Annotated in this window: 12 protein-coding genes and 2 pseudogenes; 9 read left to right on the top strand and 5 right to left on the bottom strand. The window is 31.1% G+C overall.

Going from position 1 to position 15,272, the window contains the following annotated elements:
- Positions 1-136 precede the first annotated feature (136 nt).
- From B4L98_RS03755 to B4L98_RS03735, 5 genes and pseudogenes are all read right to left on the bottom strand, one after another.
- A pseudogene (locus tag B4L98_RS03755) lies at positions 137-739 on the bottom strand (hypothetical protein).
- Positions 740-830: 91 nt separating this feature from the next.
- A complete protein-coding gene (locus B4L98_RS03750) occupies positions 831-1,964 on the bottom strand; it encodes a catalase family protein (protein WP_076549606.1) in 1,134 nt (377 codons plus the stop codon).
- 60 nt (positions 1,965-2,024) lie between these two features.
- Entirely contained in the window at positions 2,025-3,383 is a 1,359-nt protein-coding gene (locus tag B4L98_RS03745; protein ID WP_291077566.1) for a Dyp-type peroxidase, read from the bottom strand.
- Between the two features lie 17 nt (positions 3,384-3,400).
- Positions 3,401-3,958, bottom strand: a complete 558-nt coding sequence (locus B4L98_RS03740; protein ID WP_076549609.1) for a hypothetical protein — start codon at positions 3,956-3,958, stop codon at positions 3,401-3,403.
- A gap of 92 nt (positions 3,959-4,050) precedes the next feature.
- A pseudogene (locus tag B4L98_RS03735) lies at positions 4,051-4,931 on the bottom strand (IS982 family transposase).
- A 535-nt stretch (positions 4,932-5,466) separates the two neighbouring features.
- Here B4L98_RS03735 and B4L98_RS03730 point away from each other — a divergent pair.
- From B4L98_RS03730 to B4L98_RS03685, 9 genes are all read left to right on the top strand, one after another.
- Complete coding sequence (locus tag B4L98_RS03730) at positions 5,467-6,051, top strand: restriction endonuclease subunit S (RefSeq protein WP_291077564.1); 585 nt, start codon at positions 5,467-5,469, stop codon at positions 6,049-6,051.
- A 4-nt stretch (positions 6,052-6,055) separates the two neighbouring features.
- The gene (locus tag B4L98_RS03725) at positions 6,056-7,642 is read left to right on the top strand and encodes a type I restriction-modification system subunit M (protein WP_291077561.1); all 1,587 of its coding nucleotides are present in this window, start codon (positions 6,056-6,058) and stop codon (positions 7,640-7,642) included.
- Positions 7,643-7,654: 12 nt separating this feature from the next.
- Positions 7,655-8,389 carry a metallophosphoesterase gene (locus B4L98_RS03720; protein ID WP_219035302.1) on the top strand — a complete coding sequence of 245 codons (735 nt, stop codon included), beginning with the start codon at positions 7,655-7,657 and terminating at the stop codon, positions 8,387-8,389.
- A 65-nt stretch (positions 8,390-8,454) separates the two neighbouring features.
- Positions 8,455-9,468 carry a hypothetical protein gene (locus B4L98_RS03715; protein WP_291077559.1) on the top strand — a complete coding sequence of 338 codons (1,014 nt, stop codon included), beginning with the start codon at positions 8,455-8,457 and terminating at the stop codon, positions 9,466-9,468.
- A gap of 780 nt (positions 9,469-10,248) precedes the next feature.
- Positions 10,249-11,451, top strand: a complete 1,203-nt coding sequence (locus B4L98_RS03705; RefSeq protein WP_291077555.1) for a restriction endonuclease subunit S — start codon at positions 10,249-10,251, stop codon at positions 11,449-11,451.
- 42 nt (positions 11,452-11,493) lie between these two features.
- Entirely contained in the window at positions 11,494-13,104 is a 1,611-nt protein-coding gene (locus B4L98_RS03700; RefSeq protein ID WP_291077553.1) for a DUF6119 family protein, read from the top strand.
- A complete protein-coding gene (locus B4L98_RS03695) occupies positions 13,091-13,453 on the top strand; it encodes a hypothetical protein (RefSeq protein WP_291077551.1) in 363 nt (120 codons plus the stop codon). Before B4L98_RS03700 ends, B4L98_RS03695 begins: the two co-directional genes overlap by 14 nt.
- Before the next feature lie 54 nt (positions 13,454-13,507).
- Positions 13,508-14,311, top strand: a complete 804-nt coding sequence (locus B4L98_RS03690; protein WP_291077549.1) for an adenylate/guanylate cyclase domain-containing protein — start codon at positions 13,508-13,510, stop codon at positions 14,309-14,311.
- A gap of 3 nt (positions 14,312-14,314) precedes the next feature.
- Positions 14,315-15,268, top strand: a complete 954-nt coding sequence (locus B4L98_RS03685) for an adenylate/guanylate cyclase domain-containing protein (protein ID WP_291077546.1) — start codon at positions 14,315-14,317, stop codon at positions 15,266-15,268.
- Positions 15,269-15,272: the final 4 nt, after the last annotated feature.

The following is a 15,272-nucleotide window of genomic DNA, read 5'->3' as shown; positions in this document are numbered from 1 at the left end:
AATACAAATGCACTACCGGTAATATATATAAAAAAATAAACCTATGAATAAAATGAATATATGATATTTCGATTCGTTTTTGTGTCAAGTCAAATCCATAGTATTCATGAATACAATATATACCGGTAGTGCACTATTAAATTAATTCAATTTTAAGTCTATTCATTTTTCTATTGAAAACAAAAACATTTACAAACTGAATGAAAGTTAATGCTGTTATTTTGCTCAATACCCTTGTTTTAAAACTGTTAAAAGATTTTGCGTAATTGTTTCTGATTTTAAATTGGTCGCAAAGTTGAGAGAATAAAGTCTCAATTCTTTTTCTGGATTTTCTACCTTTGCTGGGAAACGAAAATTCATTTTCCTTACAAATTTTAGAGCGGTTCGCTCTTGCGTTTTTACAGATTTCTAAAGGCATCGAATCTACAATAAAAGTGGTTTCCATCTCATTAAATTTAGCAACCATAAGTTTTCTTATATTTTCCAAGTGCAAGAAAAGCTTTCTTTTTCTGCGATTAAAAACACTTCTCTCAATCATTCCATTTAGTTTTGAATTGGAGAGGTATCTAAATAACTGATATTCTGAATCTATTTATAAATATTCCGCAGAAATGTTTATTGCAATAAGTTCTAAATCAGATAATTTTGGTTTAATTGGTTTGAAATAAAAATTTTCTTTGATGGTTAATTTTCTTAATTCCTTTAAAATAAAATCGTAAATTGCATCTAGGTTATTCATAATGTATTAGGTTGGTAGTCAATACAATATACGAAATTTTCGTATTATGAGTAACCTTTTTTATAATGCAATACGGGTGTAAATATAAAAACTATTTCTGATAAAATTTCTCATCAAATGCCTCCTGCAAATTGTTTGGCTCTTTTCTTTTTTTGTTATTTAATTCGTGACGGGTCGTTGAAGAGGTTACATAGGCCGATCTTCTCGTACTTTGCAAATTACCTATGGGACGATTTTCTTCTAGAGTTCTAAACGGCGTAAACGAAAGATTGTCCATCACATTAAAATTACCATCTTCAGGAACTTCTTGTTTAAATATTTTGATTTTAGCTACCGTGCGAAATGGCGATAGTTCTTGAGACCATTCTTCTGTAAGATCATTAATTGGCATTTTTTTCAAATCGTTACATAATTGAATTTGTAGATTGAATGTAAGATCGTTTTTTGCGATCTCTTTAATAATAGCTTTTCTGTAAGGCCAATCTTCGCTGTCAATATCAATATCCTTATCAATAATTAAGTTTTTCGTTTCGTCAGTAGGTTCAATTCTTACTTTTGCCATATAATCTCCGTGACGAACTGCGCCCATACTGTAATACTCGTATAAAAAACTATTAATTGATGGGATTTTTTCAAAAGTTTTTAGTGCGGCTAATTCTTTTAATGCTTCGAAATTTGGGAAAGCTTTTTTATTTTCTGTAACCCAGATTGAAGCAAATTCCAATTTTCCTAATGCACCTTTTTCAAAAAAATCGGTGATTTTAAGAAACAGTTTGGAGATGAAAACATAATGTTCCGCAGTATTGCAAAAAAATACCGGATTATTGATTAGGTTGAAATCCACATTTGGTGATGACTCTTCACCAGGAGCAACTTTTTCGCCTTCAATTCCAAAAATTTTAAGTGCAAAACCTTGCGCATTTCCACTTAGTTTATCAGGCAACACACGAGAGGATCCGTTTGAAAAACGAACCACCGCTTCGTGTTTTCCTGCATTTTTATAAATACCTTGAGCCAATTCTTCAGGCAAATTAGGCAGAATTTCCACCTCTGCCTTTAATGCAGCATAGCCATTGGCGTGCGCATCTCTTGTATAATTATGAGCGCGGCTTAGTTGCGGCGTGTTTCGAATATAATCTACAATATCCTTATTAATTTTATTGATATACTCTTCGAAATTTTCAGGAATTTCTTCCAATTTATAATCATATTTAACGTATTCCATGCAATTAGATTTTTTTGTTAGTGATTTTTTTAAAAAAAAATAATTAAATTTTTATAAGTATTAATTTAATTCACTGATCCATTTGAGAGCTGAAAGACTTGGGATAAAGCAATATTCACCACCTTTCACGATATTATAAGTTTGTAAACCTCGGTATCTTTTTATTAGCGGGTCTGCAGGCATACTGAACAAACTATTTTCATCTTGCAAACCAACCATAGGATCTTTTTCACTACCCAGATTTTGTGAATTGCCATCATTAATCCATTGTTTTTGCAAAAATTCCAAAGTCCCCATTGCATTCGCGCTAATTCCCATAAAATATTGACCGCGTTCTTTACCGTCATTTTTTGTCACTTCCGGCGGAACAATATCCCCAAAAGTTACGCTGCGACGTATAATGCGGTGAAGCCTTTCATCTTCCAAGACAAAAGTTTTGGAATCTCGCGGATTCATCCTGCGGATGTGAGAACTGAAAGGACATTTTTTTCCAAACTCATCGTTCTTAAATGAAAAATTATTATTTTTTTCAGGATTTTCTCCAAGCACTTTATCATCTTTTTCTGGCGATAAAACTAGTGGAGCTCCGCTTCTCCATCTGCCTACCATTTTCGCAGCCAAAAGTTCGCCTTCTTCTGGAGAAGAACTATTATCCTTAATGAACTGGTTAAACTCTGCAACCTGGCTTTGATATTTTCTAAAAATCATAAAAGACCCATTCTTCCCTAAAATGTCCGGCTGAGGAAAAGGTTTTGTAATATCACCTTCTCCTGGATAACCTAATATAAATTCGCCAGCTGCAATCGGGCGGTCAAAACCTTGAGGTACATCAATCCCACTACCTTCAACTTCGGGATTACTGATTCCATCGCGAAAACCGAAAACATTTTTCACCTCTTCTGTAGCACCAAAATCTTCACTCACCAAAACTTCAACTCCATTGTTTTCCGAAATTTTAGTACGAAATTCTTCCAATTTGCTTTTCCAATCGGCTTCATTATTGGAGATCACTGCAGCAGCAATATGAATGTTAGGATTTTTAAATTCTTTCTGCCAATTTTTGGGATCATTCACGCCAATATCATAAAGATAAGACGATCTTTTAGCCATTCCTTCTTTAAAAGATTCCGGAAAAGAATCTAAACTTTCTTTTGGTACACCAATTTTTTCTAAACCTTTATATGTAAAAGTTAGAAATACAGATGCTCCTTCGTTTTTGTTCCATTCCTCTGCAGAATCAATTAATGGAATCAAATCTTTCAACATCTTTTTCGCACTTTCTTTATCCGTGATTTCTAATAATGCCACTGTTCCAAAATAAGGAATTGGCCTACTTCTCAAAATTAAAGATTGAATTTCCTTCAACTCTATATTAACTTTGTCCGGATTGAAAATTCTTTTTATAAAATCAAATGCCATAATTTATTTATTAAAAATTATTTTTCAATTTTATTAGAATCGTCAATGGCTTTATTTAAGCCAGTAATGATCTTATCGTTACGTCTAATGTCGTTTACAGTAAGATGTGGTACTCCCACATACCAACCTGTCGCAGTAATCTGTTTGCTAAGAATAAAATCTTTAACTGTTGGATCTTTAATTCCAGGCCAACCTTCCACATTTCCAAAAATAATATCCATCAATTGGGGAATTTTGGTTGCAAAATCATCGATATAAGCATCCCAATCCCCATCATAAGCTGTACAGAACAAAATCTTAGTATCATTATCAAAAAGAACAATTCGTAAATCGTGTAAGGTTCCAACTTTTGTAGCACCTTTCAAATTACCATTTGCAATCTCCATAATTTTTCGGAGATTATCAGCGCCGCCGGGCTTCAAATCTGCCATTGCAGTCAGTTCAGAAACCCGACCTGATCGTAATCCTTTTCTACCTGCAGAAGTTGTGGAATGATCATATCCATCATCAATACCTTCTGAAAAATTTGCTTTAATAAGCTCTGCTGTTAATTTTACATTGTCGATGAAACTCATAACAAAAAGATTTATTTTAATAATTATTTACTTAAAATCAAAAACTAAACCATCATTTAATTTTTTAATTAAAATTATTACCTGTTGTGCATTTAGCACAAATTAATTTTTAACTTATTCAAACTTCTCTTGAAGACGAAAACATTTACAAACTGAATGAAAGTTAATGCTGTTATTTTGCTCAATACCATTGTTTTAAAACCGTTAAAAGATTTTGCGTAATTGTTTCTGATTTTAAATTGGTCGCAAAGTTGAGAGAATAAAGTCTCAATTCTTTTTCTGGATTTTCTGAAAATATATTTTTGTTTTTGATAATTTTTTTGGTTGTTTCTCATGGGTGTATCCAGCTTTATATTCGCATAATTGAACAAATCTGTTTGCACTTGGGTGGATAAATAACCCCTGTCTCCAATCAACGTACAATTGTTCATTTGATGCTTGATATCTTGCAAAAAATGAATATCATGAATGCTTGCTGTAGAAATATCAAAACTTTGGAAAACTCCGGAAACAGAACAAACTGCATGTAATTTGTAACCATAATAATAACTCGATTGAGAAGCGCAATACCCTTTGCTGGGAAACGAAAATTCATTTTCCTTACAAATTTTAGAGCGGTTCGCTCTTGCGTTTTTGCAGATTTCTAAAGGCATCGAATCTACAATATAAGTGGTTTCCATCTCATTAAATTTAGCAACCATAAGTTTTCTTATATTTTCCAAGTGTAAGAAAAGCTTTCTTTTTCTGCGATTAAACACACTTCTCTCAATCATTCCCTTTAGTTTTGAATTAGAGAGGTATCTAAACAACTGATATTCTGAATCTATCGATAAATATTCTGCAGAAATATTTATTGCAATGAGTTCTAAATCAGATAATTTTGGTTTAATTGGTTTGAAATAAAAATTTTCTTTGATGGTTAATTTCTTAATTCCTTTAAAATAAAATCGTAAATTGCATCTAGGTTATTCATAATGTATTAGATTGGTAGTCAATACAATATACGAAATTTTCGTATTATGAGTAACCTTTTTTATAATGCACTACGGGTATAAAATAATAAACCTATGAATAAAATGAATATAATAAAACAAGTCTAAAATCTAACATCTAAAATCTCAATACTAGGTGCAAAAATCCCCTTACTTTTCCTTACTTTCTAAAGTCATAAAATACTTAAATTTTTCACATTATTTCTTAAGTCTACACCGAATAACACCAAGTAAGGAAAGTAACCAAATTTGACCAAAAGAAAAATTGTAAAATCACTCAAAACAAAAACTAGTAACATAAGCTAAAATCAAAGAAAAGGAGAACCATTGGTTCTCCTTTTTGCATTCTATTCTTCGTTTGAAACAGTTTATTCAAAACTTAAAAAAACAAAAAAATGTTTTTGCCGAAATTTGGTTACTTTGGTTACTTTTGTAAAATTGAAAAACTCTACAAAAAATATTTAACAAATAATTTGCAGGATATATTTTTTTATACAACCTTTGTTGAAGTGAAATTTGAAACATTCTACAATGAAAAATTATGAAAAGGTAAAATTAAGAGATGTTGCTTCATTTACTTTTGGTTTTCATACGAGTAAAATTGAAAGTCAAGGAATTATTTATCTACAAGCGCGTAATTTTAACGAGAATGGAAGTTATTTGAATAACGTAGATAAATATATTGAATTGAATGAAAACAAAGATGATGTACTCTTAAAAGATGGAGATGTTCTTTTTGTAGGTAAGGGGATGCGATTTTTTGCATATACATATAAACAAGAAATTGGTGAGGCTGTAGCATCATCTATTTTCTATATAATAAAAACGAATCGAGAGGCACTTTTACCAGATTATTTAGCCTGTATTCTTAATCATTCTAAAAGTCATAACTACTTTAACAGTATCGGAGCTGGTAGTTCTATTCCTTCTATTCGTAAAAGCGAATTAGCAGATTTCGAAATTAATCTTCCATCATTACAAGTACAACATAAAATTGTAGAAATGTATGATCTCCATAATAAAGAAATACAATTATTAGAACAACTAAAAGAAAAAAAGCAAGTAAGATTTAACCAATTAATTAACGAAATAACAAAATAAAAATATGGCATCAAAATTAACGCAACAAGAGATCAATAAAGTAGTATGGAAAGCATGTGATTCATTACGCCCGGTCATGGGAAGTGGTTCATATAAGGATTACATCTTAACATTGTTATTCGTAAAATATTTATCTGACGTTTGGAATGAAAAAGCAAACGATTTAAGAGCTAAATACGACGGAAACGAAGAGATGGTTAAGCGTCAATTAAAACGTGAACGTTTTGTATTACCTGAAGAAAGTTCTTTCGATTATCTTTTTGAGAATCGTAATGAAAATAACATTGGAGAGTTAATAGATATTGCGTTAACTAAATTAGAAGATGAAAACCGTTCAAAATTAGCTATGGTATTCCGTAGCATATCGTTCAATTCAGAAACTGCTTTTGGTCCTACAAAACAACGCAATCAAATTCTAAAAAATCTGCTTACAGATTTGAATGAGCTTAACTTACAACCTTCTCATTTAGAAAATAATGATGTTATTGGTGATAGCTATGAATATTTAATTTCCTTATTTGCAGGTGAAGCAGGTAAGAAAGCTGGTGAATTCTATACTCCATCAGAGGTAAGTACCTTATTAGCTAAATTAGTTGATCCACAACCAGGTAATCGTATTTGTGATCCGGCTTGTGGTTCGGGTTCTTTATTGATTAAAGTTGCCAAAGAAATCGAAGGGAAAAATTATGCCTTATATGGTCAGGAGAACAACGGTTCTACTTGGGCACTTTCTCGTATGAATATGTTCTTGCACGAAGAAGATAATGCAGTAATAGAATGGGGTGATACATTAAACAATCCACAATTAAAAGAGGAAGATAGTTTAATGAAATTCGATATTGTAGTGGCTAATCCACCGTTTTCACTAGACAAATGGGGAGCAGAAAACGCCGATGCAGATACATACAAACGCTTCCATCGTGGGGTTCCTCCAAAATCTAAAGGAGATTATGCGTTCATTTCTCACATGATAGAAACAACTTATCAAGATTCTGGAAAAGTTGGTGTTATTGTTCCGCATGGTGTATTATTTAGAGGAAGTAGCGAAGGTAAAATCCGTCAAAAGTTAATTGAAGAAAACATGTTAGAAGCTGTAATTGGTTTACCTGCTAACTTGTTCTTTGGTACAGGTATTCCTGCGGCTATTCTTATTTTCAATAAAGCTAAAGGTTCTAATACCAATGTGTTGTTTATAGATGCAAGTGCAGAGTACGATTCTGGTAAAAATCAAAATAAATTAAGTGAAAAACACATCCAAAAGATAGTTGATGAATTTAAAAAATTCAAAGCTTTACCTGCTTTAGAAACAGAAAATGGAGAAGTACTTACCGATAAATTCTCTTACCGTGCAACCTTTGAAGATATTAAATCAAACGAGTTCAATTTAAATATTCCTCGTTACATCGATACATTTGAAGAAGAAGCCGAAGTAGACATCAAAGAAGTGAACAACGACATCAACCAGCTTAAAAGCAGTCTAGCTGAAACAGAAGCTAAAATGCAAGCGTTTTTAAANNAGCTACTTAAACCAAAAAACAACTATTTGGTTAGTAACTGGCGAATGGCATGGTGGTGGTGTAGAACACGGTAATTCAAAAAAATAATGAAAATACAATACATTTCAGATCTTCATTTAGAATCACATAACAACAGGATGTTTTTTGAAAAATATCCTATTCAACCTTGTGCGGATTATTTGGTTCTTGCGGGTGATATTATACCAATAAACCAGATCGATCAAATTAATTTTTTCCTAGATCATATCAGTCAGGCGTTTACTAAAGTTTTTTGGATTCCTGGAAATCATGAATTTTATGGCTCAGATTACCAATCATATCAATCCTGTAATATTCCCATTCGAGAAAATGTATTTTTAATCAATAACCAATCGGTGTTGCTAGAGGATTATGAATTGATTTGCTCTACTTTATGGTCTAATGTAGACCTAAACAAAAGATGGTTTTTACAATATCACATCAACGATTTTAAATACATTAAATACCAAGAGGATTATATAGATGCCTTAGATTACAATGCATTTCATATCGATGCATTGAGTTTTTTGGAGCATAAATTTCAAACTGCAAATCCCAGCAAAACTATCGTAGTAACACATCATTGCCCTATAATGTTATCTATTCCGGAACAAGAAAATATCAGTTCGGTTTATGGATCTTCGTTAGAGGAGTTGATTATAAAATACCAACCACTGTATTGGATTTATGGTCATACACATACAGCCAATGAGATGATAAATATAAGGAACACGAGCTTACTTACCAATCAATTGGATAAGGCTTCAGGAATAAAGGATTGGAATAAAATTATTGATTTTTAATTTAATAACACTTTTTCTGCATAATAACATTATATTTGTTATCGTGCAATTTTAATGTTAGTATTATGATTCAGCTAAAAAATTACATCAACGAAACGATAGGAATTCATTGCGAGGTAAGCCCTTTAAGCAAGGATGTCCTTAATCAATTACCCATCTATTTGCGTAATGCTTATGGATGGTACGAGTTGTTGATGTTAAATAAAAAATTCGTCATTGCCTATGCAGAAACGGATGATGAGTTTACAATTGCAGCCATCGACACGCAACTAGCAAATATTGAAGAAAGAATTAATCAACCCATTATTCTTTGTGTGGACGAAATGGAAGCCTATAATCGTAAACGATTAATCGAAAAAAAACGAGCATTTATCGTACCGTTTAAGCAATTGTATATACCATACGTATTCATCGATTTTACAGAATACAGATACCAAACAAAAGGACGTACTGCACAAACCTTGCAACCGTTTGCTCAGGTATTAGTCATTGCACATTTGCTGAATACTAATAATCAATATACAATCGAAAATATTCCATTAAAAGAAATTGCAAATCAATTTCAGGTAAATACCATCAACGTTTCGCGTGCAGTCGAAAATTTAGCCGAATTAGAATTAATAGAAATCGTACAGCGTGGTCGTTATAAAATGTTCCAATTCAAATTCGAAAGAAAAACATTGTGGGAAAAAGGGCTACAAAACAACATTTTTATCAATCCCATTGCTAAAGCGTATTTTGTAGCGGATAATTTTAATTGGAATTTACCATTATTAAAAGCAGGAGATACTGCCTTAACGGAGTACACCAATATAAATCCAAGCGATCAAATGGCTTTTGCTATAGATAATCAAACATTTAACTTAATTAAGAAGAATAACAACCCAAATACATTCAATGAATTTGGAGGAGAGTATCTATTCCAAATATGGAAATACGATCCAAATTTCATCAACAGAATCAGTCAATCAGCATACGACAAGGTCGATCCAATCTCTTTATTCTTAACCTATAAAGACGATCAAGACGAACGTGTGCAAATGGAATTAGAACACTTAATCAATCGATTTATATGGTAAAAGGCATAGAACAATTTAAAGCATATTTTGCTGCGTTTCCAGATAATTATATCATTATCGGTGGTACTGCTTGCGATATGATTATAGAGGATGAAGGATTAGTAGCTCGTGCCACAAAAGATATTGACATCATTTTGGTGGTAGAAGCGTTAAATGCGGAATTCGTAAAAACATTTTGGCAATTTATAAAAGAGGGCAATTACAACCGTAAAGAAATAAGCAGCGACGAACGCCAATACTATCGATTTATGGATCCGGAAAACGAAGATTTTCCACAGCAGATAGAATTGTTTTCGCGTAAACCAGATTTGATTGATTTAGATCCTGAGATGCACTTAACGCCTATTNNTGATTTAAGTAGCTTATCTGCCATTTTATTAGACGATACCTTCTACCAATTTATTAGAGAGCATAGTGTGGTCGTGGCAGATGTACATCGTGCCAATACAGAAGCCTTAATTGCTTTAAAGGCAAAAGCATATTTAGACATTACGGGGCGTATTGCTAATGGAAGCAAAGAAGACAGCAAACATCTAAAAAAGCATAAAAACGATTGCCTCAAATTAGCTTTGCTATTTACTGGAGAAGAGCGTTTTGAATTGCCTCAACCCATCAAAGAGCTGATGATAGATTTCCTTATAATGATAAAAGAGGATTTACCTACACCCGATGTGTTTAAAGCAATGGGGATGAAAGGCGCTAAAAGCGAAGACGCATTACATGCAATAAAGTCTGTGTTTACGATTACAGATGATGACCTAGCATAAAAATATTACAACAATGACAAAAACAACACAATATAAAAATACACCCATTGGTCCTATCCCTACAGAGTGGGAAGTGAAAAGGTTAAGGGAAGCGGGTAAAGTTTATACAGGAAGTACACCTCCAACCAATAATCTCAAAAATTACGGTGAAGAATATTTGTTTGTGAGTCCAGCTGATTTAGGTACAAATAAATATATTACGAATACAAATAAGAAATTATCATCAATCGGTTTTGCAATTTCAAGAAAATTTCCTGCAAAATCTGTATTATTTACTTGTATTGGTTCAACAATTGGAAAGATTGGAATTGCAACAAAAGAGCTGACTTCAAATCAACAGATTAACGCAATAGTACCAACTAATGAAAATGATAATGAATATATTTATTATCAATTAGAAATTAATGCTCCAAAAATTAAATTGTTAGCAGGAGAACAAGCTGTACCTTTAATTAATAAAAGTGAATTTGAAAGTATCCAAATCCCACTTCCCCCACTACCAGAGCAACAAAAAATTGCCGAGGTATTATCGACATGGGACAAAGCCATTCAAGTTACCGATGCCATCATCAAAAAACTACAAGATAGAAATAAGGCATTGGCGTTTTCGTTGTTGACGGGTAAAAAGCGAGTGAAAGGGTTTGAGAATGAATGGAGGAATACAAATTTTGGAGAAATAACTAAAAAAATATCTCGTAGAAATAAAGATTTGATTAATGCAGAAGTCTATTCTGTAACAAATTCCAAAGGTTTTGTTTTACAATCAGATCATTTTGAAGGTAAAGTCGCTGGTGAAGATTTGTCTAATTATAAAGTAATAAAGAAAAATGAATTTGCTTATAATCCTGCAAGAATTAATGTTGGTTCATTAGCATATTTTGAAGATGAAATTGGAGTAATCAGCTCTTTATATGTTTGCTTTAAAACAACAGAAGATGTTTTAGATTTTTATCTGTTACAATATTTGCAAACAGAATATGTAAATAGTAGAATTAATGCTTTAGGAGAAGGAGGTGTAAGAATCTATTTATGGTATGAATTATTTTCTAAAATAAAAATCAGTTTACCGTCTATAGAAGAACAAAATGCCATTGCAGAAATCCTAAACACTGCAAACCAAGAAGTTAAACAATACCAACAAAAATTAGAGGCATTAAAACTTCAAAAGAAAGGCTTAATGCAGCAATTATTAACCGGTAAAGTGAGAACAGTATAACACTAAATGAATTAACACGAATATTATAATTAACTAAAACTTATGGCAAAAAGTAGATCTTTTTCAATTTACTTATTAAAAGACGGGTACAATTCAACAAATTCCTTAAAAGAAGGTCATCATTTACAAAGAATTAGCGAGAATAATGCAAATTTGCCCGTAGATACAGTAATGTACATTTTAAACAATCCTTCAACATCTCCTTGGTGGAAAGACTATTGGGGTGTAAATATTGATTTACAACAATCACATAAAGGAGCATTAGTCTTTTTGAAAATTAATGACACAAACTGGATAGCTTTAACATTTGGATCAACATATCATCAATTAAAAGACGAAGCTTTTGTTCACGACTTCGGTATTCGTACAACATTGAATGCATTAGACCCATTAAAGATTAAATCTACAGATATTCTATCGCCTGAAAATGCGAAAAGGCAACGTATTCAAAGCCCTACAGCTTCTGGTTTAAACTTTTTTGATTTTAGAACAGATGAAATAATCCTGAAAAAAATGACAGGATCTGTTAAGACTGAATATGCGAGTTTATTTAAAAATATTACTGGAGGAAGTAGTCTTAAAGTATCTTCAAATTTACCAGCAGCTAATATTGCTAATTTGTGTAATAGTCTTGTAGGTATTTACAAAAGAGATGATTATAAAACAAGTTTTCCTGAGATACAAAATATTGTTCCAATATCAGATCCTGATTTATTATTAGAACTAAACGATAAATTAGTTGAAGCATTTAATCAAGATCCAGCTCCAATGGAATTAGTTTTAGCTATTCCAGAAATTTTTGATTATGAAACGGAATATTATATTAAATACTCAGGTGAAGGAGCATCAAGTTTAGAGTTTACAGATGTGTTTATTAAAGGGTATAGAGATTATCTTGCAGAAAAAGAAGTTGAATCAATTGAATCAATTGATAAATTCAAGTCTCATAGATTAAAAATTTTAGATGCAAATAATAATTCTATAAAAGAGTATCAAATTTTTAAAAGTCTTTTATTCGATTGTGAATATAATAATAATATGTATCATTTCTGCGAAGGAGAATGGTATTATATAAATAGAGATTTTGTTCAAAAATTATCAGATGAATTAGATCCGTTATTTGTAGAGAGTCACGAATTATTACATCAATGTGAACATAAAAGAGAAGATGATTATAATAATTCTGTAAAAGATGCTCGCACTGAAGTAATTTGTTTAGATAAAGAGAGTATTACTCCTGATGGACAAACAGCAATAGAACCTTGTGATTTAATATACTTAAATGACGATTATTTAGAATTTGCACATATTAAAATATCGACACGTTCAGCAAGTTTAAGTCATTTATTTAATCAAGGAATTAATTCTGCTGAATTATTAAGAGTAAATGAAGATTCTCAAGCAAAATTAAAGACTTTAACTGAGGGTAAACCAGAAATGAGCGACTTAATTAATAGTGGTGCTTTCAAAGTAACGTACGGGATTATAACGAAAAAACAGGGTTTAAAAACAAAAGGATTACCACTTTTTTCAAGAATAAGCTTGTTAAGAACAGTAAATTCATTGAAAGCAATGCGCATTCCAGTACAAATAGTTTACATTTTTGATACAATAGATCGTAAAAAAAAGAAAGAAGACGATGAAAGCAACTAACCAACAGAATAAAGAAATAGCTGATTCGATTGGAGAAGAATTAAATATAAAATTCCAACATACAGAATTGTCATTAAATGGTTGGGGTGATGTAGACGACTATGCAATTATAGACGATAATAATTGGGTGTTATTAGAGTGCGAAAACACACAAAAACATCCCAATACAAATGTCTTAAAACTTTATCCATTTTTAGAAGAGAATCCTGAGTTAAATATTATCCTATTGCACGTATTTTTCAGTAATAATAAAGCACCAAAAAACCGTGTTAAATTATGCGATTTTCTTGCAGATAAAATGCAAAAAGAATTCGGTAAACGTTTTCAATACAAAAGAATTATGCAATAATTAACCAAATGAATAAGAGGAAATTTAAAAAAAAACACTAAATAATATATATATATGCCGAATCTAAAACAAGTTTATGAATTAAAAGAAAAGTTTTATGAATTAGAATTTAAGGATAAAAATATTCTAGAATATTTAAAACAAAATGAAGCAAAAGAAGTTCTTTTAAAAGCATTTAATAATGGAGGATTAAATGAGGATATTAATGAAAAAGTAAAATTTTTTTCATTTTTAACCGAAAATTTAAACCCTCAAAAGCCTGAGTTAATTAAATATTTTGATGAAGGCAAAAATGAAGATGTTGTTTTACTTTTTATAGATATTACATCTTTTTCGAAAACTATAATAAATTGGTCCAATACTCAAATAAAAGATTATTTAGATGATTATTATAAAAGAATAATACCTATAATATATAAATATGGTGGTGAGATTGAAAAACTAATGGGTGATGGTATTATTTGTGTTTTTGGAAAGCCATTTTTAGAAGTTGAAAGTCCAGAAAATGTTTATCAGGCAGAACGTTGCGCAGAAGATGTTATAAAAGAGTTTCATAATTCTAATAAAAATGGAAAAGTAGCAATACACAAAGGTGAAATTACATATTATAAAGTTCCTGGAGAAGATTATGGAGAATACACAATGATTGGGCAACCTATCACTGAATTATATAGATTAGAAAGTGTATCAGTTCCAAATGCTATTAATTTTTTTTCTGAATCTAGTTATGATGGGCTTGGGTGGGAAAAATGCATTTGGGATGTTACTGATATAATATTTGGCCAGCAAAATATAAACAAGTTGCAGGGGGTTGATTTCATGAGCATAAAAAATATAAAAATTCCAGATTATTTATAGACAATGAGTAATATAAAATCATTTTTTCAAGAAATACATACAGACGTTGCGGATATCATAGATACAGATTTTGAATATAATTCAACAAAATTAGTCCCTAATCGAAGTGATTCTGGATTAACTTTTGGAAAAAATCAAATAAAAAAGGGAAAAATATTAGAGACCTGTGTTTTATTTGTTGACATAAGGAATTCTGTAGGTTTAACAGAAGCTCATAAACAGAAAACGATGGCTAAATTATACACTGCTTTTACCAAGAGTGTAATTAAATCAGCTAAAAAATATAATGGACACATCAGAAATATTATTGGTGATCGTGTAATGGTAGTATTTGAGGTTGATAATTGTTTCATTAATGCAATTAATTGTGCAATTTCTATTAATCATAGTGCTAAAATTATAACTAATATATTTTCACAAGTTGAATTTAAATGCGGAATTGGAATTGATTATGGAGAGATGCGTGTGCTAAAAGTAGGTATTCAAAAAAATGGAACAGACAGTATAGAACATCGTGGATTAGTCTGGTCTGGTAAACCTGCTAATTTAGCTTCACGTTTAACTGATGCAGCTAATAAACAAATAGAAGAAGTCTATTTTAATGTAAAATATAAAACACTTTATCCAATGTGGAACTTAAAAGATTTAGGTTTACCCAATACTCCAACAGTACATACAAAAAGGTTAACTCCAGATGAATTTTTAAATGATATACAAAGTTCTGACAATGGCAGTCTTAAATTAGGATTTTTCGAAACGGTTTTGTCTTACAAAAAAGAAAAAATTCAGAAGAATATTCCTGCAATATTAATCAGTGATAAAGTGTACAAAGAATACAAAAAAGTAAATCTAAATGGAAAAGATATTACAAATAATTGGTGGAAAAAAGTAGATTATAAAATTAAAAATGTAAACTATGATGTTTACGGTGCATCATTAATTTGGAAAATAGATTAACACA

Origin of the sequence: Empedobacter sp. UBA5528, assembly GCF_002426075.1 — a bacterium.
Lineage (GTDB): Bacteria > Bacteroidota > Bacteroidia > Flavobacteriales > Weeksellaceae > Empedobacter > Empedobacter falsenii_B.
Note: the sequence above shows the minus strand (reverse complement) of the source record. Positions and strands in the feature narration are given on the sequence as shown.